Source organism: Amycolatopsis sp. NPDC004378 (assembly GCF_053602455.1).
Window position 1 is genome coordinate 1,418,607 of record NZ_JBSGDR010000001.1, and the last position, 25,038, is coordinate 1,443,644.

The 25,038-nt window shown below is 71.5% G+C and carries 29 protein-coding genes; 16 read left to right on the plus strand and 13 right to left on the minus strand.

The genetic code is table 11. The annotated features are described in order from the left end of the window. Positions 1 to 3 precede the first annotated feature (3 nt). The 3 genes from ACWEN0_RS06990 to ACWEN0_RS07000 all read left to right on the plus strand — a co-directional run bounded on the left by ACWEN0_RS06990 (position 4) and on the right by ACWEN0_RS07000 (position 1,966). The gene (locus ACWEN0_RS06990) at positions 4 to 600 is read left to right on the plus strand and encodes a 5-oxoprolinase subunit B family protein (protein ID WP_451969619.1); all 597 of its coding nucleotides are present in this window, start codon (positions 4 to 6) and stop codon (positions 598 to 600) included. Further along, positions 597 to 1,442: a 5-oxoprolinase subunit C family protein gene (locus ACWEN0_RS06995; protein ID WP_451969621.1), complete on the plus strand. Its 846-nt coding sequence runs from the start codon at positions 597 to 599 to the stop codon at positions 1,440 to 1,442. The genes ACWEN0_RS06990 and ACWEN0_RS06995 overlap by 4 nt, the downstream gene beginning before the upstream one ends. A gap of 98 nt (positions 1,443 to 1,540) precedes the next feature. Next, the gene (locus tag ACWEN0_RS07000; protein ID WP_451969622.1) at positions 1,541 to 1,966 is read left to right on the plus strand and encodes a hypothetical protein; all 426 of its coding nucleotides are present in this window, start codon (positions 1,541 to 1,543) and stop codon (positions 1,964 to 1,966) included. Here ACWEN0_RS07000 and ACWEN0_RS07005 read toward each other — a convergent pair. Next, complete coding sequence (locus ACWEN0_RS07005) at positions 1,945 to 2,793, minus strand: aminodeoxychorismate lyase (RefSeq protein ID WP_451969623.1); 849 nt, start codon at positions 2,791 to 2,793, stop codon at positions 1,945 to 1,947. The two genes, ACWEN0_RS07000 and ACWEN0_RS07005, sit on opposite strands and share 22 nt — an antisense overlap. Positions 2,794 to 2,824: 31 nt before the next feature. Between ACWEN0_RS07005 and ygfZ the strand changes: the two genes are divergently transcribed. Genes ygfZ through ACWEN0_RS07020 form a run of 3 tightly spaced genes read left to right on the plus strand, consistent with a single transcriptional unit; the run spans position 2,825 to position 5,500 of the window. Continuing rightward, the gene (gene ygfZ, locus ACWEN0_RS07010) at positions 2,825 to 3,955 is read left to right on the plus strand and encodes a CAF17-like 4Fe-4S cluster assembly/insertion protein YgfZ (protein WP_451969625.1); all 1,131 of its coding nucleotides are present in this window, start codon (positions 2,825 to 2,827) and stop codon (positions 3,953 to 3,955) included. Between the two features lie 49 nt (positions 3,956 to 4,004). Continuing rightward, positions 4,005 to 4,568: an RsiG family protein gene (locus ACWEN0_RS07015; RefSeq protein ID WP_451969627.1), complete on the plus strand. Its 564-nt coding sequence runs from the start codon at positions 4,005 to 4,007 to the stop codon at positions 4,566 to 4,568. Beyond that, entirely contained in the window at positions 4,565 to 5,500 is a 936-nt protein-coding gene (locus ACWEN0_RS07020) for an asparaginase (RefSeq protein ID WP_451969629.1), read from the plus strand. The genes ACWEN0_RS07015 and ACWEN0_RS07020 overlap by 4 nt, the downstream gene beginning before the upstream one ends. A gap of 56 nt (positions 5,501 to 5,556) precedes the next feature. Here the strand turns inward: ACWEN0_RS07020 and ACWEN0_RS07025 are convergent, their stop codons facing one another. Then, positions 5,557 to 6,453 carry a hypothetical protein gene (locus tag ACWEN0_RS07025; RefSeq protein WP_451969630.1) on the minus strand — a complete coding sequence of 299 codons (897 nt, stop codon included), beginning with the start codon at positions 6,451 to 6,453 and terminating at the stop codon, positions 5,557 to 5,559. A 207-nt stretch (positions 6,454 to 6,660) separates the two neighbouring features. Here ACWEN0_RS07025 and ACWEN0_RS07030 point away from each other — a divergent pair, with 207 nt between their 5' ends. Both ACWEN0_RS07030 and ACWEN0_RS07035 read left to right on the plus strand, forming a co-directional pair. Continuing rightward, positions 6,661 to 6,849 carry a DUF3073 domain-containing protein gene (locus ACWEN0_RS07030; protein ID WP_451969632.1) on the plus strand — a complete coding sequence of 63 codons (189 nt, stop codon included), beginning with the start codon at positions 6,661 to 6,663 and terminating at the stop codon, positions 6,847 to 6,849. A 105-nt stretch (positions 6,850 to 6,954) separates the two neighbouring features. Continuing rightward, on the plus strand, positions 6,955 to 7,809 hold the full coding sequence (locus ACWEN0_RS07035) for a 3-hydroxybutyryl-CoA dehydrogenase (RefSeq protein ID WP_451969634.1): 855 nt from the start codon (positions 6,955 to 6,957) through the stop codon (positions 7,807 to 7,809). Here the strand turns inward: ACWEN0_RS07035 and ACWEN0_RS07040 are convergent. The 4 genes from ACWEN0_RS07040 to ACWEN0_RS07055 all read right to left on the minus strand — a co-directional run bounded on the left by ACWEN0_RS07040 (position 7,800) and on the right by ACWEN0_RS07055 (position 12,120). Continuing rightward, positions 7,800 to 8,627: an ECF transporter S component gene (locus ACWEN0_RS07040; RefSeq protein WP_451969636.1), complete on the minus strand. Its 828-nt coding sequence runs from the start codon at positions 8,625 to 8,627 to the stop codon at positions 7,800 to 7,802. The two genes, ACWEN0_RS07035 and ACWEN0_RS07040, sit on opposite strands and share 10 nt — an antisense overlap. Before the next feature lie 205 nt (positions 8,628 to 8,832). Further along, positions 8,833 to 10,443 carry an ABC transporter ATP-binding protein gene (locus ACWEN0_RS07045; RefSeq protein ID WP_451969638.1) on the minus strand — a complete coding sequence of 537 codons (1,611 nt, stop codon included), beginning with the start codon at positions 10,441 to 10,443 and terminating at the stop codon, positions 8,833 to 8,835. Next, positions 10,440 to 11,501, minus strand: coding sequence for a CbiQ family ECF transporter T component (locus ACWEN0_RS07050; protein WP_451969640.1), 1,062 nt, complete (start codon positions 11,499 to 11,501; stop codon positions 10,440 to 10,442). The genes ACWEN0_RS07045 and ACWEN0_RS07050 overlap by 4 nt, the downstream gene beginning before the upstream one ends. After that, positions 11,491 to 12,120, minus strand: a complete 630-nt coding sequence (locus tag ACWEN0_RS07055; protein ID WP_451969642.1) for a hypothetical protein — start codon at positions 12,118 to 12,120, stop codon at positions 11,491 to 11,493. The genes ACWEN0_RS07050 and ACWEN0_RS07055 overlap by 11 nt, the downstream gene beginning before the upstream one ends. Positions 12,121 to 12,186: 66 nt before the next feature. Between ACWEN0_RS07055 and ACWEN0_RS07060 the strand changes: the two genes are divergently transcribed. The 3 genes from ACWEN0_RS07060 to ACWEN0_RS07070 all read left to right on the plus strand — a co-directional run bounded on the left by ACWEN0_RS07060 (position 12,187) and on the right by ACWEN0_RS07070 (position 14,867). Then, entirely contained in the window at positions 12,187 to 13,092 is a 906-nt protein-coding gene (locus tag ACWEN0_RS07060) for a Gfo/Idh/MocA family protein (protein WP_451969644.1), read from the plus strand. 267 nt (positions 13,093 to 13,359) lie between these two features. Further along, the gene (locus ACWEN0_RS07065) at positions 13,360 to 14,013 is read left to right on the plus strand and encodes a VanZ family protein (protein WP_451969645.1); all 654 of its coding nucleotides are present in this window, start codon (positions 13,360 to 13,362) and stop codon (positions 14,011 to 14,013) included. Positions 14,014 to 14,132: 119 nt separating this feature from the next. Next, a complete protein-coding gene (locus tag ACWEN0_RS07070; protein WP_451969647.1) occupies positions 14,133 to 14,867 on the plus strand; it encodes a GNAT family N-acetyltransferase in 735 nt (244 codons plus the stop codon). On the opposite strand, the gene arfB is transcribed toward ACWEN0_RS07070, so the two are convergent. From arfB to ACWEN0_RS07100, 6 genes are all read right to left on the minus strand, one after another. Beyond that, the gene (gene arfB, locus ACWEN0_RS07075; RefSeq protein WP_451969903.1) at positions 14,864 to 15,280 is read right to left on the minus strand and encodes an alternative ribosome rescue aminoacyl-tRNA hydrolase ArfB; all 417 of its coding nucleotides are present in this window, start codon (positions 15,278 to 15,280) and stop codon (positions 14,864 to 14,866) included. The two genes, ACWEN0_RS07070 and arfB, sit on opposite strands and share 4 nt — an antisense overlap. A gap of 49 nt (positions 15,281 to 15,329) precedes the next feature. Beyond that, positions 15,330 to 16,400 carry a phosphoribosylformylglycinamidine cyclo-ligase gene (purM, locus tag ACWEN0_RS07080; RefSeq protein WP_451969649.1) on the minus strand — a complete coding sequence of 357 codons (1,071 nt, stop codon included), beginning with the start codon at positions 16,398 to 16,400 and terminating at the stop codon, positions 15,330 to 15,332. A gap of 27 nt (positions 16,401 to 16,427) precedes the next feature. Next, a complete protein-coding gene (gene purF / locus ACWEN0_RS07085; protein ID WP_451969651.1) occupies positions 16,428 to 17,954 on the minus strand; it encodes an amidophosphoribosyltransferase in 1,527 nt (508 codons plus the stop codon). 117 nt (positions 17,955 to 18,071) lie between these two features. Beyond that, a complete protein-coding gene (locus ACWEN0_RS07090; RefSeq protein ID WP_451969653.1) occupies positions 18,072 to 18,377 on the minus strand; it encodes a hypothetical protein in 306 nt (101 codons plus the stop codon). Beyond that, the gene (locus ACWEN0_RS07095) at positions 18,364 to 18,603 is read right to left on the minus strand and encodes a DUF397 domain-containing protein (RefSeq protein ID WP_451969655.1); all 240 of its coding nucleotides are present in this window, start codon (positions 18,601 to 18,603) and stop codon (positions 18,364 to 18,366) included. Before ACWEN0_RS07095 ends, ACWEN0_RS07090 begins: the two co-directional genes overlap by 14 nt. Before the next feature lie 326 nt (positions 18,604 to 18,929). Beyond that, on the minus strand, positions 18,930 to 19,808 hold the full coding sequence (locus tag ACWEN0_RS07100) for a helix-turn-helix domain-containing protein (protein ID WP_451969656.1): 879 nt from the start codon (positions 19,806 to 19,808) through the stop codon (positions 18,930 to 18,932). A gap of 200 nt (positions 19,809 to 20,008) precedes the next feature. On the opposite strand from ACWEN0_RS07100, the gene ACWEN0_RS07105 reads away from it, so the two are divergent. Then, entirely contained in the window at positions 20,009 to 20,806 is a 798-nt protein-coding gene (locus tag ACWEN0_RS07105; protein ID WP_451969658.1) for an SAM-dependent methyltransferase, read from the plus strand. 12 nt (positions 20,807 to 20,818) lie between these two features. Here the strand turns inward: ACWEN0_RS07105 and ACWEN0_RS07110 are convergent, their stop codons facing one another. Continuing rightward, entirely contained in the window at positions 20,819 to 21,199 is a 381-nt protein-coding gene (locus ACWEN0_RS07110; protein WP_451969660.1) for a sterol carrier family protein, read from the minus strand. A 56-nt stretch (positions 21,200 to 21,255) separates the two neighbouring features. Here ACWEN0_RS07110 and ACWEN0_RS07115 point away from each other — a divergent pair, with 56 nt between their 5' ends. The 4 genes from ACWEN0_RS07115 to ACWEN0_RS07130 all read left to right on the plus strand — a co-directional run bounded on the left by ACWEN0_RS07115 (position 21,256) and on the right by ACWEN0_RS07130 (position 25,034). Next, positions 21,256 to 21,960 carry a type VII secretion system-associated protein gene (locus ACWEN0_RS07115; protein WP_451969662.1) on the plus strand — a complete coding sequence of 235 codons (705 nt, stop codon included), beginning with the start codon at positions 21,256 to 21,258 and terminating at the stop codon, positions 21,958 to 21,960. A gap of 104 nt (positions 21,961 to 22,064) precedes the next feature. Next, on the plus strand, positions 22,065 to 22,862 hold the full coding sequence (locus tag ACWEN0_RS07120; protein WP_451969664.1) for a lysozyme: 798 nt from the start codon (positions 22,065 to 22,067) through the stop codon (positions 22,860 to 22,862). Positions 22,863 to 23,057: 195 nt separating this feature from the next. After that, positions 23,058 to 23,927, plus strand: a complete 870-nt coding sequence (locus ACWEN0_RS07125) for a lysozyme (protein ID WP_451969665.1) — start codon at positions 23,058 to 23,060, stop codon at positions 23,925 to 23,927. 177 nt (positions 23,928 to 24,104) lie between these two features. Beyond that, complete coding sequence (locus ACWEN0_RS07130; RefSeq protein ID WP_451969666.1) at positions 24,105 to 25,034, plus strand: hypothetical protein; 930 nt, start codon at positions 24,105 to 24,107, stop codon at positions 25,032 to 25,034. The last annotated feature ends 4 nt before the right edge of the window (positions 25,035 to 25,038 follow it).

The window sequence follows — 25,038 nt, forward strand, 5'->3', positions numbered from 1 at the left end:
GCCGTGCGCTGGCGGCGCTGTGGCGAAGACGCCGCCGTCCTGGACTGCGACTCCCTCGAGCAGATGCGGGCGGCCCACGCGACCGTGGTCGCCGCGCGTCCGCCCGGGGTCGTCGACCTCGTGCCCGGTGCCCGGAGCCTGCTGGTCGTCGGGGATGTCGCGGCCGTGCGGGCGTTGCTCGACGACGCCGACCTGACGCACCCGCCCGCCGGTGAACCCCGCGAAGTCACCCTCGACGTCCGCTACGACGGCGAAGACCTCTCGCTCATCGCTTCCGACGCCGGGATTTCCCCGGACGCCGTCGCCGACCTGCACACCGAGGCCGTCTACACGGTCGCGTTCACCGGGTTCGCGCCCGGCTTCGGCTACCTGACCGGGCTTCCCGAGCCGTTGCGGCAGCCGCGGCTCGAGTCGCCGCGGACCCGCGTCCCGGCCGGTTCGGTGGGCTTGGCGGGCGAGTTCACCGGCGTCTACCCGCGTGAGTCGCCGGGTGGCTGGCGGCTGCTCGGGCACACGTCGGCGACGCTGTTCGACCCGCACGCCGACCCGCCCGCGCTGTTCGCCCCCGGCGACCGCGTCCGGTTCCGGAGCGTCCGATGAGGTCGCTCGAAGTGCTCGACCCCGGCCGGTACGCGCTGGTCGAGGACCTTGGCAGGCCGGGTTACGCGCACCTCGGCGTCGCCCCTTCGGGCGCGCTGGACACCTCCTCGCTGCGGCTGGCGAACCGCCTGGTCGGCAACGACCCGGGTGCGGCGGGCGTGGAAGCCCTGCTCGGCGGCCTTTCCGTGCGGCTCACGGCGTCGGCGACGGTGGCGGTGACCGGCCCGTCGGTCGACGTCCGCGTCGACGACCGGCCGGCCGGCTCCCACGCGCCGGTGCCCGTCCGCGCCGGGCAGGTCCTGACCATCGGCACCCCGGCGGCCGGGCTGCGCTGCTACCTCGCGGTGTCCGGCGGGATCGCCGTCGAACCGGTGCTGGGCAGCCGTTCGCGCGACGTCCTGTCCGGCATCGGCCCGGCACCCCTGGCAGCCGGAGATGTGCTCCCGCTTGGCGAGCCCGGCATCCCGGCGGGCGCGGACGTCGTCGTCCCCGCCCCGGCACCGGGCGAGCTCGTGGTGCCGGTGACGCTCGGCCCCCGCGACGACTGGCTCGACGACGTGGCCGCCGGGCTGTCGGCGTGGTGGACGGTGACAGCGGAGTCGAACCGCGTCGGCCTGCGCCTCGACGGGACGCCGCTGCGCCGGGCCGTCGAAGGCGAGCTGCCCAGCGAAGGCGTCGTCACGGGCGCGATCCAGGTGCCGCCCAGCGGGCTGCCGGTGGTGTTCCTCGCCGACCACCCGACGACCGGCGGCTACCCCGTCGCGGCCGTCGTGCGCGCGGGCGCCCTGAGCGCGCTCGCCCAAGCCCGGCCGGGCATCCGGGTGAGGTTCCGGCCGTCCTGAACCCGCTGTACCGCCACGAGAGTGAGACCGCGGTCACGCGGTGCACCCTTCCGGGTAGGGGCTGGAACCATGTCGCGCCGTCGCCCGTCCTGATAGGCGTGGAACAGGTGACGATCAGCGGTGGCACGGGTTTCCTCGACGTGAACTCGCGAGTGCGGGCGGAGCTGCCGCAGTCGCTGCGGATCGCGCTCGCCACCGGTCAGCTGCGCCGCCCGCTGGCCACCACGCTCGGCCCGGTGCTCGACCTGCTCGTCGACGGCGACTACCGCGTCAGCGGCCCGGAACGGCTGCCCGACGAGCAGGTGCTCACCCCGACCGGCACCTGGCCGCCGTCCGACGAAGCCCGCGTCGGCTACTACCGGACCGCGATCCGCACCGGCCACCGCCCGGTCGCGGTCCTGCTGGCCGACGGCGACCGCGAGCTGATCATCGACGGCCACCACAAGATCGCGGCCTACCGGGCCGAAGAAGTCGCGCCCGCCGTCGTCCGGATCAGCCTCGGTCAGGCGTACTCGGCCTCGTAGGCCGCCACCAGCTCGGCGTAGACGGCGGACGAGTCCGGGAGCCGCTCGCCGTCCAGCGTGTGCACCCGGGTCAGCTTGCGCACGCTCGAGGCCATGAAGACGCCGTCACCCCCGGTGAGGTCCGGCACGGTCAGCGGCTCGACCTTGACCGCCCAGCCCGCCTTCTCGGCGCCGCGGAAGAGCGCGGCCTGGGTGGTGCCGGGCAGGATGCCGACGTTCGACGGCGGCGTGTAGAGCGTCCGCCCCTTCGCCAGCACCACGGTCGACGTCGGCCCTTCGAACACCGAACCGTCGGCGGCGGTGAAAATCACATCGTCGGCCCCGCGGCGGCCCGCCTCGCGCACCGCGGCCATGTTCATCGCGTACGACAACGGCTTCGCCCCGAGCAGCAGCCAGGGCGCGCGCTCGGCGAGGTCCGGCGGGAACCCACGCTCGAGGGTGATCGCGGCGACGCCCTCTTCGCGGGCCGTCAAGATCGACCGCGGCACCTCGGACCCGAGCGCGAACCCGGTCGGCACTGCGGCCGGGTCGCCGTCGGAACCCCTGGTGTACACCAGTTTCAGCGTCATTTCACGGCCGCCGGTCCACCGTTCGAGCACCTGCTCGACGACGCGTTCCCACGCCGCGAGGTCTGGCTCGGGCAGGTCGAGCATGGCCGCCGAGCGGGCCAGCCGTTCGAGGTGCGGCCGCAGTTCGCGGGGCCTGCCGTCGACGACCAGGATCGTCTCGAAGACGCCGTCGCCGCGCAGCAGACCGAGGTCGTCGACCTTGATCTGGGCGGCGTCGGGGTCGGCCGGGGTTCCGTCGAGGAGGACGAGCACGCGCATGCCGCCACCGTACTCACCTAGGCTGGGCGGTATGCCGTACCGCTCGCCGCTGCTGGACGTGCCCGGATCGATCCCCGCCCCTGACGACCACCCCGAAGCCGGCGTCCCCTGGCACTGGGGAGACCCCTTCGCGGAGCAGCGCACGGCGTCGCGCGGCGTCGTCGTGATCGACCGGTCGCACCGCGAGTTCCTCACCGTCACCGGCGAAGAGCGGCTTTCGTGGCTGCACCTGGTGATCTCCCAGCACGTCACCGAGCTCGCCGAGGGCACCGGCACCGAGGCGCTGGTGCTCGACAGCCAGGGCCGCGTCGAGACGCACATGGTGGTCGCCCACCTCGACGGCACCGTCTACCTGGACACCGACCCGGGCTCGAGCGTCACCAGCGCGCTGCCCAAGGGCGGCCCCCAGACGCTGCTCGAGTACCTCGAAGCCATGAAGTTCTGGTCCAAGGTGGACATCCGCGACGCGACCGGTGAGTTCGCGCTGCTCACCGTGCTCGGCCCGGACGCCGAGCGCGTGCTGAGCGCGGTCGGCGCCGAGGTCGGCCCGGAGCCGTACGCGGTCGCGGCACTGCCCGGTGGCGGTTTCGCGCGCCGGATGCCGTGGCCCGGCCGGACCAGCGTCGACCTGGCGGTGCCGCGACCGGCGCTGGTCGAGTGGTGGAAGCGGCTCACCGACGCGGGCGCCCGGGCGGCCGGCAGCTGGGTGTTCGACGCCCTGCGCGTCGAGTCCCTCCGGCCGCGGCTGGGCGTCGACACCGACGAGCGCACGATCCCGCACGAGGTCGGCTGGGTCGGCTCGGCCGCGCACGTCGCGAAGGGCTGTTACCGAGGCCAGGAGACGGTGTCGAAGGTGCACAACGTCGGCCGTCCGCCGCGCAACCTGCTGCTGCTCCACCTGGACGGCTCACCCGAGGTCACGCCGGAAACCGGCGACCCGCTGCTGCTCGACGGCCGCACCGTGGGCCGGATCGGCACCGTGATCCAGCACCACGAGCTCGGGCCGATCGCGTTGGCGCTGGTCAAGCGCTCGACGCCGGTGGGCGCGGAGCTGCTGGCCGGTTCGGAGGACAACCTCGTGCAGGCGGCGATCGACCCCGATTCCGTCCCTTCGGAGCAGCCCGCACCCGGCCGTGCGGCAGCGGCGCAACTTCGTGGCTGAACGAAAGCCCCTGACAGCGGGATCACGCTCAACCGGGATAAACTGCGCTGTGATCGAAGTGCGGCCCGGCGGCAGGCGGCGAATCGACCGCGTGCTCGGCCCGGGGTACCTCAGCGGCCTGGGTGAACTGCCGCTGAAGGTGCTGCGCGAGCGGCGCGACGAAGCCGCACAGGAGGAGACCGACCTCTCCTACCTGCGGCGGCTGCTCCACGCCCGGATCGACATCGTCCGCGCCGAACAGGCGCGCCGCAGCTCCGGCGGCGAGTCGAGCATCGTCGACCAGCTGGCCACCATCCTCGCCGACAACGCGCTGGGCCCGGCCGCGGGCTCGGGACGGCACCAGCAGCTGGAGCCGTCCCGAGCCGGCGAGCACCGCCGGCACGCGGAAGCCCTGATCGGCGACACCGACCTCACCGACGTCGAGACCCTGACGGACGAGAAGCTCGCCTCCGCTTTGGACACCTACGCCAGCGAGGAGCTGTCGGTGTCGTCCTTCCGGCGCGAGGTCCAGGGCGTGATGGACACGCTCAACGCGGAGATCGCGAAGCGCTACCAGCAGGGTTCGGCCACTGTGGACGAGCTGCTGGAGAACGAGGGCAGGACCGGCGAGTGACCAACCCCGTCCTCGCCGAAGTCGTCCGCTCCGGGTTCGTGGAAAGCGTCCACCGCGGCGCGCTCGTAGTCACCGGCCCCGAAGGAGAAGCCCGGCTGGCCCTCGGCGACGTGACATCGCCGGTCTTCCCGCGCTCGTCGAACAAGCCGCTGCAGGCCATCGGGATGCTGCGCGCGGGCCTGGACTTCACGGGTGAGGACCTGGCGCTGGCGTGCGCGTCGCACTCCGGCGAGCCCGGGCACGTCAAGCGGGTCCTCGAGCTGCTGGCCGCGGCCGGACTGGGCGAAGACGACCTCGCGTGCCCGCCGGACTTCCCGCTGCACGTGCCGAGCATGCGCGACGCCGCCGAGCCCCGGCGCGTGATGATGAACTGCTCGGGCAAGCACACGGCCATGCTCACGACGTGCGTCCGAGCCGGCTGGCCGACGGCCGGTTACGAGGCCCCGGACCACCCGTTGCAGCAGGCGATCGCGGCCGCGGTCGAGGAGCTGACGGGCGAGCCGATCGCCCACACGGGTGTCGACGGCTGCGGCGCACCGCTGTTCGCGTTCTCCCTGACGGCGCTGGCCCGCGCGTTCGGCCGGGTGGCCCTGGCCCCGGCCGGCCCGGCATCGGCGGTCGCCTCGGCGATGCGCGCCCACCCGTGGCTGGTCGCGGGGACGGGCCGCGAGGACACGGAGCTGATGTCCACCGTGGACGGTCTGGTCGCCAAGGGCGGCGCGGAGGGCGTCCACGCGTTCGCCCTGCCGGACGGTTTCGCCGTGGCGATGAAGATCGACGACGGCAACAAGCGGGCGTGCGCACCGCTGGCCGTCGAGGCGCTGCGGTACCTCGGCGCGGACGTGTCGGGCCTGGACTCGCTGGCACACGGTTCGGTGCTGGGCGGCGGCCGGGCCGTCGGAGAGGTGCGGGTTCCTCAGCTGCGCGGCTGAGCAGCCCCCGATGTCCACGCTACTGGTGGGCACCGACGGTTTCGGGGCCGCGACCGTCAGTTCGAGCGTTCGCGGGCGGCGAGGTCTCCCCAGAACTCGCGCAGGTCGCTGAACAGCTCGGCCAGCTCCTCGACGTTGCCCGAGCGCAACGCGTCCAGGATGTCGTGGACCTCGTCGGCCGTGTTGTCGGACTCCAGGATCGGGTCCGCGAACAACTGCACCAGACCGCCGTAGTCGAGTTCGACCACCGAGTCCGCGTGGAAGTTGTCCAGCCAGCGCCGCGTCTCGTACAGCACGCGGCCCGGGCCGGAGTCGCCGAACGTCTGCTCCAGCAGTTCGCCCGCCTCGCGCGCGCGGTGCTGCGCGTCGGCGAGGGTCGTCCGCCAGGAGAGCTCGCGCTTCGGGTCGTCGCGGCCGCTGCCCAGCACCAGCCGCCGCTCGTCCGGCTCGACCAGCACGAACCACGGCAGCGGGACGGTCCAGGTCGTCGAAAGCGTGTGCGCCGCCGACGTGCTCAGGTCCGCCATCGCCGACTTCGTCCGGGCGCGGATCGTCTCCTGCGTGAAGCCGCCCTCGTCGAGGACGACGTTCTTCAACGCCGGGTGCGCGTCCCCGATGAAGGTGACCAACGCGGCGGCCGAACGGGCCCGCAGCTCCAGCGGGCAGACGAACGGCCCGTGCCCGGCCTTGCCGTCCGGCACGTCTTCGGGGTCGAGGACCAGGACGTCGGTCAGCAGGCTCGGCGCGGCCCGGCCGTCGGCGAGCTCGGCGGGCAGCAACCGCCTCGGCGCGGCGACCTGTGACTTGAGCCACATGGCCTGCTCGCGCGCGCCCGCGTCCGTCCGCCGCAGCTTGGCCGCCGCGACGGCCGCACGCAGCCGTTCGTCCGGCGGGTCGCCCAAGGCGAGCAGGGGTTCGTACACCCGCAGGTAGGCCACGAAGGGACGGAGCACCAGTAGATCGTGGCACGCCTACCTGCGCCGATCGCCACCGACCGGCCGGTAACCGGTGTCCGGCCGACACTGTCACCACCGGCACACCGTGCCACGTCGCATCCAACCCCCCGGACACGGTACGGTGTGAGCAGGAAAGAATTGTCGAGACGATGCGGGGCCGCCGATTCCCCCGGCCGCCCCGCCCCTGTGCGAGGGGGTCGAGCCATGGGGCGCGGCCGGGCTAAGGCCAAGCAGACGAAGGTGGCGCGTGAGCTCAAGTACAGCTCGCACGAGACCGACTTCGATGCTTTGCAGCGCGAGCTGTCGAGTAACTCCTCCAGCAGTCATCACGAGGAGTCCGACAGCGAAGATCAAGACCCGTACGACGACGGGTACGACGAGTACCGTCGTTGAGCACGCGTAACCGCGCGAGGGCGAGCCGGGCACAACCTGGCGACCGCCCTCGCGCGCTGCGTGCTGCCCAAGAACGGGCCTGCGAAGCGATGAAGGAGTGAGCCGGTGGTAAGTCGGGTTGGAGTCGTCGGAGCGGGCCTGATGGGGTCCGGCATCGCCGAGGTGCACGCGCGGGCAGGTGTCGACGTCCTGGTCACCGAGGTGAACCAGCCGGCGCTCGACGCGGGCAAGGCGCGCATCGAGAAGTCGCTGCAACGCGGCGTGAAGAGCGGCAAGCTCTCCTCGGAGGACGCCGACGCGGCCCTGAACCGCCTCCGCTTCACCACCGACATCGCCGAGTTCGCCGACCGCGAACTGGTCGTCGAGGCGATCCTCGAGCAGGAGCAGGCGAAGGTCGACGTCTTCCGCCAGCTGGACAAGATCGTCGAGGCGGAGGACGCGCTGTTCGCGTCCAACACGTCGTCGATCCCGATCATGAAGCTCGGCATGGCGACGAGCCGGCCGCAGCAGGTGGTCGGCATCCACTTCTTCAACCCGGTGCCCGTGCTGCCGCTGGTGGAGCTGGTGCCCTCGCTGCTCACCAGCGAGGAGACCGCCCGCCGCGCGGAAGAGCACGCGACGAACGCGCTGGGCAAGACCGTGATCCGCTCGCAGGACCGCGCCGGGTTCATCGTGAACTCGCTGCTGGTGCCGTACCTGCTTTCGGCGATCCGGATGATCGAGTCGGGCTTCGCCTCGGCCGAGGACATCGACCGCGGCATGGAGCTGGGCACCGCCCACCCGATGGGCCCGCTGCGCCTGTCCGACCTGATCGGGCTGGACACCATCAAGGCCATCGCGGACTCGATGTACGCGGAGTTCAAGGAGCCGCTGTACTCGTCGCCGCCGCTGCTGCTGCGCATGGTGGACGCGGGCCTGCTCGGCAAGAAGACCGGCCGGGGCTTCTACTCCTACAGCTGAGCCTGCTCGAACCTGACGGGCGCGTCGAAGGCCGCCCGCCTCGCGGCGCGCCGCAGGACAGCCAGGACGGCCGGCCCGAGCACGACGATGGCGACGGCGTTGGTGATCGCCCGCCCGGTGTCCCAGCCGAGGGTCGACGTCAGCACGGTGTACACCGCGAACCGGTGCAGGTTTTCGGTAAGGGGCGCGCCGGGCACGAAGCTGAGGTCGGTGGTCGTGCCGGCGAGGAACGGCCACGACCACAGGCTCATCAGCAGCCCGAAGAAGTAGGCCGCGAAGACGCCGTAGGCCACGAGCATGGCGACCTCGGCTTTGCCGCGCGGCTTCCGCGGCAGCAGCCCGGCACCGAGCCCGATGAGCGACGACGCAAGCATCTGGAACGGCAGCCACGGCCCCACCCCGGCGGTGAGCAGCGCGCTGGTGAAGAGCGAAGTCGAACCGAGCACGAACCCGAAGCCGGGCCCGAACACCCGCCCGGCGAGCACGAGCAGGAAGAACACCAGCTCGATACCCCCGGTCCCGGCCCCGAGCGGCCGCAGCCCGGCGTTGACGGCCGAGAGCACCCCGAGCAGGGCGAGTGCTTTGGCGTCGATGCCGCCGCGGGACAGCTCGGCCAGGACGACCAAGATCAGGACCGGCAGCGTCGCCATGAAGACGAAGGGCGCGTCGGTGCTGTGCGCGGACGCGCTCGGCTGCGGGCGCGCGAACAGCGGCCAGCAGAACATGGCCAAGCCGAGAACGGTGGCGGCGGCGAGGACGAGCGCGGGCCGCGGCGCCAAGCGGACGGCGCGGGGCGGCGGGCCGAGGAAGTCGGTCATGCGGCCGCTCCCGGTGCGGCAGCGCGCCGAGCCGGGTCGAGCACGAGCCGCCGGGAACCGGCGCCGGGCGAGCACTCGCCACGCAGCTCGCCGCTCCGGCCCTTGCCACGGGGCGTGCCGGGGCGCCGGCCAACCGGCCGTGTGGTCGGTCGGGGCAGGCCTTGGCTTCCCGCCCGCCCCCACCCTCCCGCCGCCTCCGCCGTTCTCATGCCAGGGCCTCCGCGACCTCGTCCACCGTCAGCCATTGCTGCGGGGCCAGGATCTTCGCCACCTGCGGGGCGAACGCCGGTGATGCGACGATCACCTCCTTCGTCGGGCCGTCCGCCACCACCTCGCCCTCGGCCAGCACCACCACGCGGTGGGCCACCGTGGCGACGAACTCGACGTCGTGGGTCGCCAGCACTATCGCGTGGTCCTGCGAGGCCAGCTCTCGCAGGACCGACGCGAAGCGCCGTTTCGCGTGGTAGTCCAGGCCGCGCGTCGGCTCGTCGAGCAGCACCACCGGTGGGGCCGACGCCAGCTGGATCGCCAGCACCACCGCCAGTCGCTGCCCTTCCGAGAGGTCGCCGGGGTGCGCTTCACCGGCGATCCCGGGGGCGAGGCGGTCCAGCAGGGCCCGGGCCGTCCCTGCCGGGACCTCGGATTCGGTGTCGGCCTGGTCGCACTCGGCGTCCACCGAATCGAGGTACAGCAGGTCGGCCGGGGTCTGCGGGACCAGCCCCACGCGCCGACGGGCCACTCGTGGCTTGAGCGACGCGGGATCCTCGCCGCCGACGTCGACCTTCCCCGCCGACCTCGGGCCGCTGCCCTGCACCGCCCAGAGAAGCGACGACTTGCCGGAGCCGTTGCGTCCCATCAGCGCGACTATTTCCCCCGGTCCGACGCGCAGGTCCACCCCGCGCACCGCCAGGACATCTCCGTACCGGACCACCACCCCTCTCACGTCCAGTGCCGAACTGGTCACCGAGAGAGTACGACCCACCACCGACAATTTCGGGGAAAGAGGCTGCAGCCGAGACCGCAGCGGCCCCGCGACCCGGCGCGCGTCCCGCACCGACAACGGCAGCGGCGACCAGCCCGCGAGCCGTCCGAGCTCGGCGATCGGCGGGGCGATCGAAGACGTCGCCAGGATCTCCGCGGGCGGGCCGGAGCGCACCGAACCGTCGCCCGGCAGGTACAGCAGCCGGTCCGCGTACTGCGCCACGCGCTCCATGCGGTGCTCCGCGACGACGACCGTCGTCCCGAGGTCGTGCACCAGCCGGGTGATCGCCGCGAGGACGTCCTCGGCCGCCGTCGGGTCCAGCGCCGACGTCGGTTCGTCGAGCACCACGACGGACGGGTGGGCCGTCAGCACCGAACCGATCGCGACGCGCTGCTGCTGCCCGCCCGAGAGCGTCCGAAGTGGACGGTTGCGCAGCTCGGCGATCCCCAGCAGGTCGAGGGTTTCTTCGACGCGCTTGCGCATGACGTCCGGCGGCACCGCGAGCTGCTCCATCGCGTACGCGAGCTCCTCCTCGACGGTGTCCGTCACGAACCCGGCCAGCGGGTCCTGGCCGACGACGCCGACGACCGAAGCCAGCTCGCGCGGCGGGTGCGATGCGGTGTCGAGCCCGTCGACCAGCACCCGCCCGGCCAGCCGCCCGCCGGTGAAGTGCGGAACGAGCCCGTTGATCGCGCCGAGAAAAGTCGACTTGCCGGCCCCGGTCGGCCCCGCGACCAGGCACAGCTCACCCTCCTCGACCTGCAGCGAAACGTCGGAGAGCACCGGCCGAGCCGCGTCCGGGTAGGTCACCGTGACCCGCGAGAACTCGATCACCGGAACACCCCCGACGAAGAAGGCGCCACGAACGCCGGCGTGGCCGCGACGAGCAGAGACACCACGTGCACCAAGGAAACCTCCGGCCAGCGCAACGGACTCAGCGACGGGTAGAGGTTCCCCGGATCGACCCGTGCGGACACGAACAGCAACGCGCACGCCCCGGCCCCGGAGAGCGCGACCAGCGTTTCGGGCCACCGCCACGGATCGGGCCGGTACGCCGTCCGCCGCACGCGCCGTCCGCCGAGGACGAACCCCGCGACGGCCACCAGCAGCCCGAGCGCCAGCAGCGGCAGGCCACGCCACGACGACGTCCCGTCGAGCACGCCGTAGACGCCGACGCACACCCCCACCAGCCCGAACAGGACACACGAGGCGATCAGCGCCCGCACCCCGGGGCTCAGGTACGCCCGGCGCCCGTAGCCCCGGGAGTCCATCGCGGCCGCCAGCCGCAGTGACCGCTCCATCGCGTCCTCCAGCACCGGCACCACGATGCCCTTGACCGCCCGCACCCCGCGAGTCCGCCCGGCACGCAACCGCCGGGCCCGCCGCACGCGGTGCACGCTTTCGACGAGCTGCGGCGCCACCGTCAGGGCCACCGTGACCGCCGTGCCGACTTCGTACAGCGCTCCCGGGACCGCCTTGAGCAGCCGTTTCGGGTTCGCCAGGGCGTTCGCCGCCCCGACGCAGACGACCATCGTCGCGAGCCGGAGGCCGTCGTAGAAGCCGCCGAGCAGCGCCTCCGCCGACGTCGGCCCGAGCAGCGACAGCCCGGCGGTCAGGGTGATCCGCGGCAGCGTGACCAGCACGTGCCCGCCGTCCTCGCCGCCGACCAGGACCCGGAACAGCACGCGCGTCACGACGATCACCGCGCCGACGTAGGCGTACAGCCGGAACGCCAGCGCCCAGGGCGCGTCACTACGCCGGCTCGCAACGACGAACCCGGCGACGGCGATGATCAGGCCGAGCAGCAGCGGGTTCGTCGTCCGGCTGGCGGCGACGGCCAGCGCGAGCGCCCACACCCACCAGGCGCCGGGGTGCAGGGCCCTACTGCGCACGCCGGCGACGCGCGACGACGATTCCGGCGCCGGCGACCAGCACGACCACGACGATCCCGATCACCAGGCCCCACGGGAACGAACTGCCCTGGTCAGCGGGCGCGGGTGCGGGCGAGGCGGCCTGACGCACCGGGGCCACGCGAGGCGGCGCCGGCAGGTCGTTCGCCGACTTCGGCCGCGCGAACGCCCAGCCCTCGAAGCCGTTCGCGACGGGCTTCGCGGTCTGGGCGCCTTCCTGGCTCGACTGCCACGTGCCGCCCGGCGACGCGTGCCAGTAGCTCCAGTACGCCGTGGCCGACGGCATCCCCGCGCACGACTCGACGTCGGGCCCGGGCTTGCCGTTGATCCGGCAGGCCACGGCCAGGCCGTACTTCTGCGAGCCGGCGACCTCGATCCCGGCGTCCTGCAGAGCCGCGATGCCGTTCGCGGGCGTGCCGGCCGCGCACCGGACCAGCGACTGCGGGCCCAGGTCGCCGAAGTCGACGACCACCGTGACGCCGGCGCCCTCGGCGCACGACCCGTCCGTGCCGGTCGCCGAGGCGGGAGCGGCGCCGGTGAGGCAGGCGCCCAGCAACAGGGCGGAGACGGTGGCGAAACGGGCGAAGCGCGCGGCGATCATGCTGGCACTTTAGCCAGAAGCCGCCGCGGTTCCGGCGCGACGAGGGACACACCTAGACTGCGGGCCGTGGGACAGCTCATCGCGGACGGACAGCTGCGCGTCGGCCTGATCGGCGCCGGCCCGTGGGCGACGACGGTGCACGCGCCCGGCCTGGCGGACCACCCCGGCACGGCGCTGACCGCCGTCTGGGCCCGGCGGCTCGAGGCGGCGCAAACGCTTGCGGAGACGCACTGCGCGGCCACCGCCGGCAGCGTCGAGGAGCTGTTCGAGCAGGTGGACGCGGTCGCGTTCGCCGTTCCGCCGTCAATCCAGGCCGAGCTGGGCGTGCGCGCCGCCGAGGCCGGGAAGCACCTGATCCTGGAGAAGCCGATCGCCGCCGACCTGGCCGGGGCGCGACGGCTGGCCGACGCCGTTTCGGCCGCCGACGTCGCCGCCCTCGTCATGCTGACGCTGCGGTACTCCGCCCAGACGCAGGACTGGCTCGCCGACCTCGCCCAAGCGGGCGGCTGGGCCGGGGGCGGTGCGCGCTGGCTGTCCGGCGCGCTGCTGGGCGGCAAGTACGCGGCGTCCGAGTGGCGCCAGGACGACGGCGGTGCCCTGTTCGACATCGGCCCGCACGCGCTGGACATGCTGGACGCCGCGCTCGGGCCGATCACCGAGGTTGTGGCCGCGCGGCAGAGCCCCGGCGACCTCTGGCACCTGATGCTGGCCCACGAAGGTGGCGTGATCAGCACCGCGACGCTCTCGCTGCGGCTCCCGGTTCAGCCGACCGTGGTCGAGGTGGCCGTCTGGGGCCAGCACGGCTACCGGACGCTCGGCCGCAAACCGGGCTCGGCGCAGGAGTCCTACACCGCGCTGCTCGACGACTTCGCGGCGATGATCGCCAGCGGCACCACGACGCACCCCTGCGACGTCCGGCGCGGCCTGCACCTGCAGAGCCTCCTCGAGCAAGCCCGGCAGCTGGCCGAGTAGTACACAGGGCCCCCGCGCCGTTTTACGTTGTGAAGTAAGGGTTCTTCACGAAGCCCCCGAAGTCATCCACAGGGTTGTCCACAGCATCCACAGTGGACAGTGCGCCTCTCGACCGAACCACGGAAAGCCCCGTCGCGCCACCGGAAAGATCACCGAATAGTGCGCCCCGCTCGGACTGCCGAGTTGATCTTGCGGTGCGAAGGTGATCTTGGGAGGGGCCGTTTCATCGCGCACCGATGATCTTGAGGGGTTCGAGAAGGGAGGCGCATGGAAGCCCTGCTGCGCGCCTTCTGGGGGATGATTCCGATTTCGGCCATCGCTCTGCCGTACGCGCTGCTCGGCTGGCTCCTGCTCGCGGCCCGGCGCCGCCGAAGACTTCCCGCCCGCTACGCGACCGCGACGGCCGGCGTCGACAGCGCCGCCGCCCTGCTCGGCTTTCTGGTGTTCTGCCTGGTCACGATGCCCGTCGGCACCTCTACGGAGAGCACGCTCGACCTCGTCCCCGGCGCCGACATCACGGCGGCCTTCGACGACGACGGTTCGTTCTGGCAGGTGATCGGCAACGTCCTCCTGCTCTGCCCGCTCGGCGCCCTCCTGCCCCTGCGCGTCCGCCGCCTGCGCACGCTGGTGCGCGTCGCGCTCGCCGCGATGGCCGTGTCCGTGCTGGTGGAAGGTACGCAATATCTGATCCACAACGGCCGGGTGACCTCGACCGACGACGTCCTGCTGAACACGGCGGGCGCGACGCTCGGCGCCGCGTTGAGCCGCCGCGGCTGGTGCGCGCTCGACGCCCCGCCCGTCCCGGTGGCGATCCCGGCGCAGCGGCGGACGATCTGCGAAACCCCGACGCGCACCATGCGGGTCCCGCGGTCGGTCTGGGACACGCGCTACGCCGCCATCGCGCACCCGGAACGCCAGTAAACCCGGTTGCGGGCCATGCCAAGATGGCCGGGAAGAGCCCCTTCGAGTCAAGGAACGACCGCCCGACGCCCGGCGAAGCACCCGCAAGCGTTTCCTTGACGTGCTCTCGAAAGGCTCGAATGTCCGTCATCCAGAGATATGTCCGCAAGACGGCGCCCCGCGGCCGGGAGACCGAGCAGGTCGGCCCGTTCCTCGCCACCTACTCGCCGGGCACGGCGCACCCGATGCTCAACTACGCGATCCCCGACGACGGCGCGAAGCCGACGGCGGCCGAGATCGACGCCCTGACCGAGGCGTACCGGCGGCGGGACCTGCTCCCGCGGCTCGAGTACTTCACCGACGTCGCCCCCGACCTGGAAAACCTCCTGGTCGAAGCGGGGTACGGGCTCGAGCGGCGGGTGCCGCTGATGACCTGTGGCCCGGCCGACCTCGTCGGCCGGGCGGCGCCGGCGGGGATCCGGCTGCGCGCCCCGGAATCCGACGAAGACATCCGGCGCATGCGGTCGGCGCAGAACATCGCGTTCGGCGAAGCGCCCGAGATCGGCGACGAAGAGGTCGAACGGCTGAAGACCATCGGCCGGCACCTCCTCGCGGAGGCCGGCGGCGTGGTCGTCGGTGGTGGGGTCGCGCTCGAAGTGGTCGACGGCACCACCGAGATCGCCGGGATCGGCGTGCTCGAGGCGTACCGCGGCCGCGGGATCGCCGCCGCGCTCACGACGCGCCTCACCCGCGAGGCTCACGAGGCCGGCGCGCACACCGCGTTCCTGACCCCGGGTGACCTGGGGATCGGCCGGGTCTACGCCGGCGTCGGCTACCGGCCGGCGGGCGAGTGCGTGCACCTCTCGCTGAGCTAGTCGTCGAAGCGGCCGGAGCGGCCTCGTTTCACGTCGCTCCGGCGCTTCTTCGACGCCAGGCGGCGCTCTTTCGAACCGCGTGACGGCTTCGTCGGGCGCCGTTTGGCGGGCGGCGGGGCCGACGCGTCGAGCAACAGGTTCGCCAGCCGGCCGCGTGCCGCTTCCCGGTTCTGCAGCTGGGAGCGGTGTTCGCTCGCCGCGATCGTCAGGACGCCGTCGACCAGCCGCGAGCCGAGCCCGGCCAGCACCCGGTCACGCAGGTGCTCCGGGATCGACGGCGACGCGGCGACGTCGAAGGACAGCTCGACCCGCGAGTCCGTGGTGTTGACGCCCTGGCCGCCCGGGCCGGAGGACCGCGAAAAGCGCTCGCTCAACTCGGCTCCCGGGATCACGAACCGGGAGCCGACCCTCACGTCTTCGGCGGCCACACCCTCAAGTGTGACAGCCGCGATCAAGTACGTTTCAGAACCGCGGGTGGTCGCCCGAAAGCACCGCGCGCGGGCCGTCGACGTCGTCGGCGGGCTGGACGTCGCCCAGCACCCACGCCGGGACGTGCCGCGCGGTCAGCATGGCCAGCGCCCGGTCGACGTCTTCGGCGCCGACGATCGCGACCATGCCGACGCCCATGTTGAACGTCTTCTCCAGCTCGGCGCGCTCGACCTTGCCGCGCTGGCCGATCAGGGCGAACACCGGCGCGGGCGTCCAGGTGCCGCGGTCGAGGCGGGCGACCAGGCCACGCGGCATGACGCGGGCCAGGTTCGCCTCGAGACCGCCGCCGGTGATGTGCGCGAACGTCCGGACCTCGGTCTCGGCGGCCAGCGCCAGGCAGTCCTTCGCGTAGATGCGCGTCGGCTCCAGCATCTCCTCGCCGAGGGTGCGGCCGAACTCTTCGACGTGCCCGCCGAGCGGCATCCGCGCGATGTCCAGCAGCACGTGCCGGGCCAGGGAGTACCCGTTCGAGTGCAGCCCGGACGAGCCGAGCGCGAGCACGACGTCACCCGGGCGGACCTTCTCCGGCGAGAGCAGCTGCGACGCCTCGACGACGCCGACGCCGGTGGCCGACATGTCGTAGTCGTGCTCGCCCATCAGGCCCGGGTGCTCGGCGGTCTCACCGCCCAACAGCGCGCAGCCGGCCTGGACGCAGCCTTCGGCGATGCCGCCGACCAGGGCGGCGATCTTCTCCGGGTGCACCTTGCCGACGGCGATGTAGTCCTGCAGGAACAGCGGCTCGGCACCGGTCACGACCAGGTCGTCGACGACCATCGCGACCAGGTCGATGCCGACCGTGTCGTGCTTGTCCAGCGCCTGCGCGACCGCGATCTTGGTGCCGACGCCGTCGGTGGACGACGCGAGCACCGGCTCCTTCCACTTGTCGAGCTTCAGGGAGAAGAGCCCGGCGAAGCCGCCGACGCCGCCCATGACCTCGGGGCGGGTGGCCCGCTCGGCGTGCGGCTTGAGCAGCTCGACGGCTTGGTCACCGGCGTCGATGCTGACGCCGGCGGCGGCGTACGTGGCGCTCGTGGACTCGCTCACGGTGGACGGACTCCCTACTGGAACGTCTTAGGGACGCCGGACGGCGTCTTCGGCACCGTACCCGGCGGGGCTGACCGGGGTCGCCGCGCCATTGACCGAGTCGAGGCTTTCGAGCAGGTGCTTCCCGATCAGCGCGTCCTCCGGGAGCGGGATCGGGTACTCGCCGGAGAAGCACGCCGTGCACAGCCGCGACTTCGGCTGCTCCGCCGCCGCGACCAGGCCGTCCAGGGAAATGTAACCCAGGGAGTCGGCCCCGATCGAGCGCCGGATGCCGTCGAGGTCGACGCCGTTCGCGACGAGTTCGGCCCGCGAGGCGAAGTCGATGCCGTAGAAGCACGGCCAGCGCACGGGCGGAGACGCGATCCGGACGTGCACCTCGAGCGCGCCGGCCTCCCGCAGCATGCGGACGAGCGCGCGCTGGGTGTTGCCGCGGACGATCGAGTCGTCGACGACGACCAGGCGCTTGCCGCGGATGACGTCGCGCAGCGGGTTCAGCTTGAGCCGGATGCCCAGCTGGCGGATGGTCTGCGACGGCTGGATGAACGTGCGCCCGACGTAGGCGTTCTTCACCAGGCCGGTGCCGTAGGGGATGCCGGAACCCTGGGCGTAGCCGATCGCCGCGGGGGTCCCCGACTCCGGCACCGGCATCACGAGGTCGGCTTCGACCGGCTGCTCGCTGGCCAGCCGGCGGCCGATCTCGACGCGGGTGGCGTGCACGCCGCGGCCGGCGATCGTGGTGTCGGGGCGGGCGAGGTAGACGTACTCGAAGACGCAGCCCTTGGGGTCGGGGTTCGCGAACCGCGACGAGCGCAGGCCCGCGGCGTCGATCGCGATCAGCTCGCCCGGCTCGACCTCGCGGACGAAGGACGCGCCGACGATGTCGAGGCCCGCCGTCTCGCTGGAGACGACCCAGCCGCGCTCGAGCCGGCCGAGCACCAGCGGGTGCACGCCGTGCGGGTCACGCGCCGCGTACAGCGTGTTCTCGTCGGCGAAGACCAGGCAGAAGGCGCCCTTGAGCGTGGGCAGCAGCTCCATCGCGGCGGCTTCGATGCCCTTGTCGGCGGCGTTCGCGGCGAGCAGGCCGCAGACCAGGTCCGAGTCGCTCGACGAACCGGTGAGGCCCGCGTGCGGCTTCAGCCCGGCGGCGATGGTGCGCTCGCGCAGCTCGGCCGTGTTGACGAGGTTGCCGTTGTGGGCGAAGGAAAGGCCGCTGCCGGTGTCCGTGGTGCGGAAGATCGGCTGGGCGTTCTCCCAGATGGTCGCGCCGGTGGTCGAGTACCGGCAGTGCCCGACGGCGATGTGGCCCTGCAGCGACTGCAGGATCTGCTCGTCGAACACCTGGCTGACCAGGCCGAGGTCCTTGAAGACCACGATCTGCGAGCCGTCGGAGACGGAGATGCCGGCGGCCTCCTGGCCCCGGTGCTGCAGGGCGTAGAGGCCGTAGTAGGTCAGCTTCGCGACTTCTTCCCCGGGAGCCCAGACGCCGAAGACGCCACACTCCTCACGGGGTTCCGGTTCGGGCTGGTCGGACACGAGCTGGGGGTCGGAAACCACCGAGGAGCTCCTGGGAGTACGTGGTCGGGCCGTGTCCAGTGTAAACGCTGCGGACATGAGTCAGGCCCCGCCCGACGTGGTTCTGACCACTTCGGACAGGGCCTGGAGCCTTGACACCTAGCAGGCATCCGGCAGCGAGAGGATCTCCGTGAGCACCTGGGCACCTTCTCCGCGGCGGCGCCACAACCAGCGCTCCGGCTCGAAGATGTTCTCTTCGGTACCGGGCATCCGGGTCGCCACGACGTCGTCTTCGGCGTTGAGCCGGACCACGTCCACCACGTCGTCGTGCACCCGCACGCCGACGACGGCGAGGACTTCACCGCGCTCGTCGGCGGGGTGGACGAACTGGTACCCGCGGGCCACCAGCTCCTGCAGTCCGGACTCGATGTCGAAGTCGGGGGCGACGGCCTCAGCCGAGGACATCGTCGAATTCACCGTCCTTCGCGCCGGCCAGGAACGCCGCCATCTCCGCGCGCGTGTAGACGAGCGCCGGGCCGGTCGGGAAGCGCGAGTTGCGCATCGCGATCTCGCCGTTGGACAGCGGGGCGACCTCCACGCAGTTGCCGACGGCACCGCTGTAGCTCGCCTTGCGCCACGCGGCGCCGGACAGCCGGTCGGCCGGGATGCCGTTCTCGAATCGCTCAGCCATGGTCCCACCTCTCGAAGCGGAATAAGCCTCGGGCGTTGCATCTGCATGTGCATTTGCCCGCGTATCGAAGGCTAGCACGTGTGCCTGCAGCGGTAAATGCACGTGCAGAATTTCTTGCAAAGTTCTCGCACGGTAAAGAATCACCAGGTCACGGTTAACCTATCGGGTGATAGATGGCTGCCCTAACGGGTTAACAGCTACGAGTAGTCACCGCTCATCGGGGCATCAACAAGGAGCTTCGACCGAGTTTGCGGACGTCGTGAATGCCCCGTTCGGGACGTGGGAGGCAGCGAATGCGTTTTTCGCGACGTTCAGTGAAGGCTTGCTCAGATCTCCGCGCGGCGCTTCGCGAGCAGAGCCCGGCTCCGCTCCGGCGTCTCGGCGTCGACCGCCAGCATGTCCAGCGCGCGGCTGTACTTTTCGATCTCTTCGCGCTTCTCGATGTAGTGCGCGCCCGTCAGGTACTCGACGTAGGCGATGTTCGGCAGTTCCGGCTCGCCGAACCGCAGCAGCGAAAACGCGTGCTCGGCCGACAGGCCGCTGCGCGAATACGGCAGGACCTGCACCGACACGTGCGGCAGCGCGCTCATCTCCAGCAGGTACTCGATCTGCTGCTTGAGCACCTTCATCCCGCCGATCGGGCGGAACAGGACGGACTCGTCGAGCACCATCCACACGCGGGGCGCGTCCGGCCTGCTGAACATCTTCTGGCGCCGCATTCGCAGCGCGACCAGCTGGTCGACGCGCTCGTCGGCCATCTCCGGGCGGCCGTGGCTGAAGATCGCTCGCACGTACGACTCGATCTGCAGGAGTCCCGACACGTACAGCGGCTCCCAGATCTGGATCCGGGCCGCGGCCTCTTCCAGGCCGACGAGGTCGGTGAACCAGTTCGGCATGGTGTCGCCGAAGCGCCGCCACCAGCCCGGCTCGTTCGACTGCTTGACCATGTCGAGGAACGTCTGGCGCTCGGTGGTGTCCTCGACGCCGTACATCGTCAGCAGGTCGGTGACGTCGCGTTCCTTGAACCCGACCCGGCCCAGCTCCAGGCGGCTGATCTTCGACTCGGACCCGCGGATGTTGTACCCGGCCTGCTGCCGGGTGATGCCCGCCTCTTCGCGGAGCCTCCGGAGCTGCGAGCCCAGGATCATCCGGCGCGCAGTGGGGCCGATGTTCTGTTCTCCTGCGGACGCGTTCACCGCGTTCATTCCCGGACCTTCCGCGCTCACGTCACCAGGGGGTTCTAGCCCGACTACCGAAAGTACACGTTAACCCGTCCTGCGCAAAGAGGTGACCCGGTTTACCCCATGCGCGCGTCGGCCTACTCTACGTAGAGTACGAGACTTTCGACACAGAACTTGCGAGGTTCATCATGCCCGACGCCGCGACCAGGACCGAACGAGTTCCCGTGGGGGTCGACCCGACCCGGGCGAGCATCGCGCGCGTGTACGACGCCTTCCTGCTCGGGAAGGACAACTACGAGATCGACCGGGAGGTCCTGCACAAGGTGCAGCAGGCCGCCCCGGAGGCCCAGGACCTGGCGTTCGAGAACCGCGGGTTCCTCATCCGGGTCTGCCGCTTCCTCGCGAGCCAGACCGGCATCACGCAGTACCTCGACCTCGGCTCCGGGCTGCCGACGGCGGAGAACACCCACCAGGTCGTCCAGCGGATCCACCCCGAAGCCAAGGTCGTCTACGTCGACAACGACCCCGTGGTCCTCGCCCACGGCCGGGCGCTGCTCGAGGAGAACGAGCACACCCACTTCGTCGCCGAAGACATCTTCGAGCCGCAGCGCATCCTCGAGAACGAGGTCATCCGCGAGCACATCGACTTCAGCCAGCCGCTCGTGCTGCTCCAGATGGGCACGCTGCACCACTTCAAGGGCGACCACGCCCGGCCGGCCGAGATCATGCGCCAGTACGTCGACGCGCTGCCGTCCGGCTCGTTCGTCGGGCTCAGCCACTTCTTCGACCCCGAGAACGAGGACTCCGCGACCGCGCGCCGGATGGAGGACTTCTTCGTGCACAGCCCGATGGGCTCCGGCACCTTCCGCACGCAGAAGGAGATCGAGGAGCTGTTCCCGGGCCTCGAAATGGTCGACCCCGGCGTGACGCTGTGCGCCGACTGGTGGCCGGACGGCCCGCGCCTCAAGGACCTCAACGTCGCGCAGCGGACCATCGCCGGCGGCGTCGGCCGCAAGCCGTAGGCACCCCGTCCGTCAGAGGCGGACGAGGGGGAGCCAGTGGGAAAGGTCGGCCCGGGTGCCCGATGCGGACACCCGGCCGTCCGCCACGGCCGTGGTCCAGTCCAGCCGGCCCGTGGCGAGTTCGAGCCACGTGCGCGGGTCGGTCTCGATCACGTTCGGCGGGGTGCCGCGCGTGTGCCGCGGCCCCTCGACGCACTGCACCGCCGCGAACGGCGGGACGCGCACCTCGACCGTGCGGCCCGGCGCGTCCGCGGCGAGCGCGCGCAGGCTGAGCCGGACGGCCGCGGCCAGGTCCGGCCGCGCCGGGTCGGGCGCATCGCCCTGCAGCCAAGGGGAAATCGCCAGCACCGCCGCACGTAACTGTCCGGGGTCGACCGAACGCGAAGAGGCCATGGGCAAACAGTAGAGTGGCGCACCAAGACTTTTCAGGCACACCCGAGAACGTGGGGATGACGATGGCGCAGCGGGACGAGGCAGATCGGATGGTTTCCCAGCAGCCCACCGGAAGCGGACCCGATCGCCCCGGCAAGCACAGCAAGCACAACCGCGCCGCGCGGCGCGGCGGCCAGCAGGCCCGCCGCTCGGGCAAGCACGGCACACCCGAGATCACCGCGGAGATGCGCACGAACGCCCGCGCCAACCCGAACAGCTGGCTCTACGTCATCGACGAGGCCTTCGACCCGAACGGCCCGGTGCCGTCGTGGGCGGTCGTCGGCGCCTACCCGGTGAACGGCGCGGGCGACGTGGTCGCGGACTTCCACCCCAACGACCGCTACCGGCCCTCGCCCAAGGCGCTCGGCTTCCCGGAGCCGACGAACGACCTCGAGCAGCTGCTGCAGCTCGTGCGGACCGAGCACCGCCCGCCGTCGGACCTGCCGAAGATCGTCCTCGACTCGACGTTGTTCGTGTACGCGATGTCGCCGGTGCAGCGCACGGTGATCGGGTTCCACAACACCGACGGCCGCGTCATGGTGCCGGCCTACACCCGCAAGGCGCTGGTGCCGCGCGAGTGGCCGCACGCGCGGGCCGTGGTCGGCCGCGACATCGTCGGCCTGCTCGGCGGGCACCCCGTCGCGATCAACCCGCACGACCTGATCACGGCGGTCGTCCCGGCCGAGCACCTGCTGAAGGCGCTCGCGGACGAGCAGCGCTGACCTGCGGCTTTAACCCCATCGAGTGAGCACCGATTCGCCGGATCGGCGACGCCGGTGCATCGTGAGGCTGAAGGAAACTCACGTGACCGGTGGGGAGCAAGAGGGTGAGACGTCGTTCGCTGCTGCCCGCTGTCCTGGCCGTCGTCCTGCTCGGAGCCGGGCAGGCGCCCGCGACGGCTGACGACGTCTACGCGGGCGCCGAAGAGCACTACGCGGGTTCACAGATCGCCAAGATCGAAGGCGTCGACGCGGTGCCCAACGTGCTGTACGGGCCCGACGACCAGCAGCTCGGCCACGACGTCAGCGGCCACCAGGGCCCGGTCGACTGGCCGGGCGCGGCGCGGACGGGCGCGAAGTTCGTCTACGTGAAGGCGACCGAGGGCACCGGGTTCGTCAACCCGCAGTTCGCCCAGCAGTACAACGGGTCCTACGACGCCGGCCTGATCCGCGGCGCCTACCACTTCGCCCGGCCGGACGTCTCCGACGGCGCGTCGCAGGCCCGCTACTTCCTCGCCCACGGCGGCGGCTGGTCGGCCGACGGCCGGACCCTGCCGGGCGCGCTCGACGCGGAGTACAACCCGTACGGCGAAACCTGCTACGGCAAGGACGCCGCCGGCATGGTCGCCTGGATCCACGACTTCTCCGACACCTACCGCGGCGCGACCGGCCGCTACCCGACGATCTACACGTCGACGAGCTGGTGGAAGCGGTGCACCGCGAACAACGGCGGTTTCGGCGACAATCCGCTGTGGATCGCCCGCTACAACACCACCATCGGGGAGCTCCCGGCCGGCTGGGGCGTGCACACGATCTGGCAGTTCGCCGACAGCGGATCGCTGCCCGGCGACCAGAACTGGTTCAACGGCTCGGCGGACCGGCTGCGCGCGCTCGCGCTGGGCTGAACGGCCCAGCACCCGACGAGTAATAGGTGTTAACCGGTCACCAATTGACGATCAACTCCCCGGGAAAATCACCCACGCGTATACCCAATTTCACGGAATTGAGTGACAAACGCCACCTTGTCCTCAACAATCGTGCACGGGCGGCTACCTGCAGTAAGCCGCCCTCAGCGAGGGTATCTGTGAAGGGATTCAACGATGTCCACTTCCCGAAGAGGGCGGCTGTTCGCCGCCCTGGTCGTCCCGGCCACGCTGCTCCTGCTCGGCAGCACGGCCCAGGCGGCGACCTTCTCCCCCGAGGCCGACCCCGTGTCCGCGATCAACGCGGACATCGCCGTGCACAACCACGAACTGGGGTCGCAGATCCGGCGCGTCGAAGGCGACAAGTCGACACCGGACACGCAGAAAGCGGCGCAGCAGCCGCAGCCCGGCCAGGCCGTTCCCGGCCAGGTGCTGGCCACTGTGGCCGGCATGGACGTCGCCAGCTACCAGGGCAACGTCGATTGGGCGAACTGGTGGAACCAGGGCAAGCGGTTCGTCTGGACCAAGGCCACGGAGAGCACCAGCTACACGAACCCGTACTTCGCGCAGCAGTACAACGGCTCCTACAACCAGGGCTTCATCCGCGGTGCCTACCACTTCGCGACCCCGAACACCGCGAGCGGCGCGGCGCAGGCCCAGTACTTCGTCGCCCACGGCGGTGGCTGGTCGAAGGACGGCAAGACGCTGCCCGGGGCACTGGACATGGAGTACAACCCGTACGGCGCGACCTGCTACGGGCTGAGCAAGGCCGGGATGACGTCGTGGATCCTCGACTTCCACGACACCTACCACGCCCTCACGGGCCGGTACCCGGTGATCTACACGTCGACGAGCTGGTGGAGCAGCTGCGTGAGCGGTGACTTCTCCAGCACGGCCCCGTTGTGGGTCGCGCGGTACGCCTCGTCGGTGGGCACCCTGCCCTACAACTGGGGCTACTACACCGTCTGGCAGTACACCTCGAGCCCGCTCGACCAGGACACCTTCAACGGTGCCTACGACCGGCTCCAGGCCCTCGCCGTCGGCTGACCCGCACCCCTTCCGGCTCCCGGATCGTGACGACTTCGCGTCGCCCGGCCCGGGAGCCGGTTTCATGCCGTACCGTCCGAGCTTGCAGAATGCTGCTCACCACGTCCTGGGGGAACCAGTGGGGCCTTGCGGACGTCGGAAGCGCACGAACACCCAGCGCCCGGAAGGCATGGAAAGATGACGTACCCGCCTCAGCCGGGCCAGCCCGGCCAACCCGACCCGTACGGCCAGCAGCAGCCGGGGTCCGGCGGCTTCCCGCAGCAGCCGTACCCGCAGCAGGGTGGGTGGGACCCCAACCAGCAGCAACAGCCGTACCCGACGCAGCAGTACCCGCAGGGCTGGGACCCGAGCCAGCAGGGGTACCCGCCGGCGTCGGGCGGCTTCCCGGCGAGCCCGCAGCCGCAGTGGGGTGACCCGAACGCCCAGCAGCAGCAGGCGTGGGACCCGAACGCCCAGCAGCAGTCGGCCTGGGCCGACCCGAACGCGCAGCAGTACGGCCAGCAGGCCTGGGACCCGAACCAGGGCGGCCAGATGTCGGGCTGGGAGCCGGCGCAGGGCTACGGCCAGGGCTTCGGCGGGCCGCCGGCGCCGCCGAAGAAGAGCAAGACCGGGATGTGGATCGCGATCGGCGCGACCGTCGTGGTCGTGCTTGCGGTCCTGGGCGTCACCGGCTTCGTCGCGCCGGGCTTCTTCCTGTCGAAGGAGGAAAACACCGCCGCCGCCCCACCGAGCACGTCGGCCAATCCGACGGCGCCGAAGACGACTCCGAAGAAGACCACGCCGACGACGAAGCCGTCTTCGCCGAGCGGCTCGGGCAACGCGGACGCCAAGGGCGTGCTGCAGGGCTTCATCGACAAGCTGAACGCGGGCGACAACGCGGGCGCCCTGGCGCTGGGCTGCTCGGACTCGAAGCAGCTGCTCGACTCGTGGCTCAAGACGTTCCTCAAGCCGCCGCTGCAGCTGACGCTCGGCGAGGTGCCGGACGACCAGTTCCTGGTCGAGGGCCAGGTCACCGGCACGTCCGCGGGCAAGAACGTCAAGGGCACGCTGAGCGCGACGAACTTCGACGACAAGGGCTTCTGCATCAGCACCATGCTCGTTTCCTGAGCCG

What these genes read in the sequence shown, in the direction of transcription:
- ygfZ (WP_451969625.1), top strand. Translation starts at nt 2,825, where the DNA reads ATGCCGTACCGCTCGCCGCTGCTGGACGTGCCCGGATCGATCCCCGCC.
- ACWEN0_RS07125 (WP_451969665.1), top strand. Translation starts at nt 23,058, where the DNA reads ATGTCCACTTCCCGAAGAGGGCGGCTGTTCGCCGCCCTGGTCGTCCCG.
- ACWEN0_RS07130 (WP_451969666.1), top strand. Translation starts at nt 24,105, where the DNA reads ATGACGTACCCGCCTCAGCCGGGCCAGCCCGGCCAACCCGACCCGTAC.
- ACWEN0_RS07070 (WP_451969647.1), top strand. Translation starts at nt 14,133, where the DNA reads ATGTCCGTCATCCAGAGATATGTCCGCAAGACGGCGCCCCGCGGCCGG.
- ACWEN0_RS07100 (WP_451969656.1), bottom strand. Translation starts at nt 19,808, where the DNA reads ATGAACGCGGTGAACGCGTCCGCAGGAGAACAGAACATCGGCCCCACT.
- ACWEN0_RS06995 (WP_451969621.1), top strand. Translation starts at nt 597, where the DNA reads ATGAGGTCGCTCGAAGTGCTCGACCCCGGCCGGTACGCGCTGGTCGAG.
- ACWEN0_RS07115 (WP_451969662.1), top strand. Translation starts at nt 21,256, where the DNA reads ATGACGATGGCGCAGCGGGACGAGGCAGATCGGATGGTTTCCCAGCAG.
- ACWEN0_RS07090 (WP_451969653.1), bottom strand. Translation starts at nt 18,377, where the DNA reads ATGTCCTCGGCTGAGGCCGTCGCCCCCGACTTCGACATCGAGTCCGGA.
- ACWEN0_RS07095 (WP_451969655.1), bottom strand. Translation starts at nt 18,603, where the DNA reads ATGGCTGAGCGATTCGAGAACGGCATCCCGGCCGACCGGCTGTCCGGC.
- ACWEN0_RS07030 (WP_451969632.1), top strand. Translation starts at nt 6,661, where the DNA reads ATGGGGCGCGGCCGGGCTAAGGCCAAGCAGACGAAGGTGGCGCGTGAG.
- ACWEN0_RS07005 (WP_451969623.1), bottom strand. Translation starts at nt 2,793, where the DNA reads ATGCGCGTGCTCGTCCTCCTCGACGGAACCCCGGCCGACCCCGACGCC.
- ACWEN0_RS07065 (WP_451969645.1), top strand. Translation starts at nt 13,360, where the DNA reads ATGGAAGCCCTGCTGCGCGCCTTCTGGGGGATGATTCCGATTTCGGCC.
- ACWEN0_RS07055 (WP_451969642.1), bottom strand. Translation starts at nt 12,120, where the DNA reads ATGATCGCCGCGCGCTTCGCCCGTTTCGCCACCGTCTCCGCCCTGTTG.
- ACWEN0_RS07110 (WP_451969660.1), bottom strand. Translation starts at nt 21,199, where the DNA reads ATGGCCTCTTCGCGTTCGGTCGACCCCGGACAGTTACGTGCGGCGGTG.
- ACWEN0_RS07040 (WP_451969636.1), bottom strand. Translation starts at nt 8,627, where the DNA reads ATGACCGACTTCCTCGGCCCGCCGCCCCGCGCCGTCCGCTTGGCGCCG.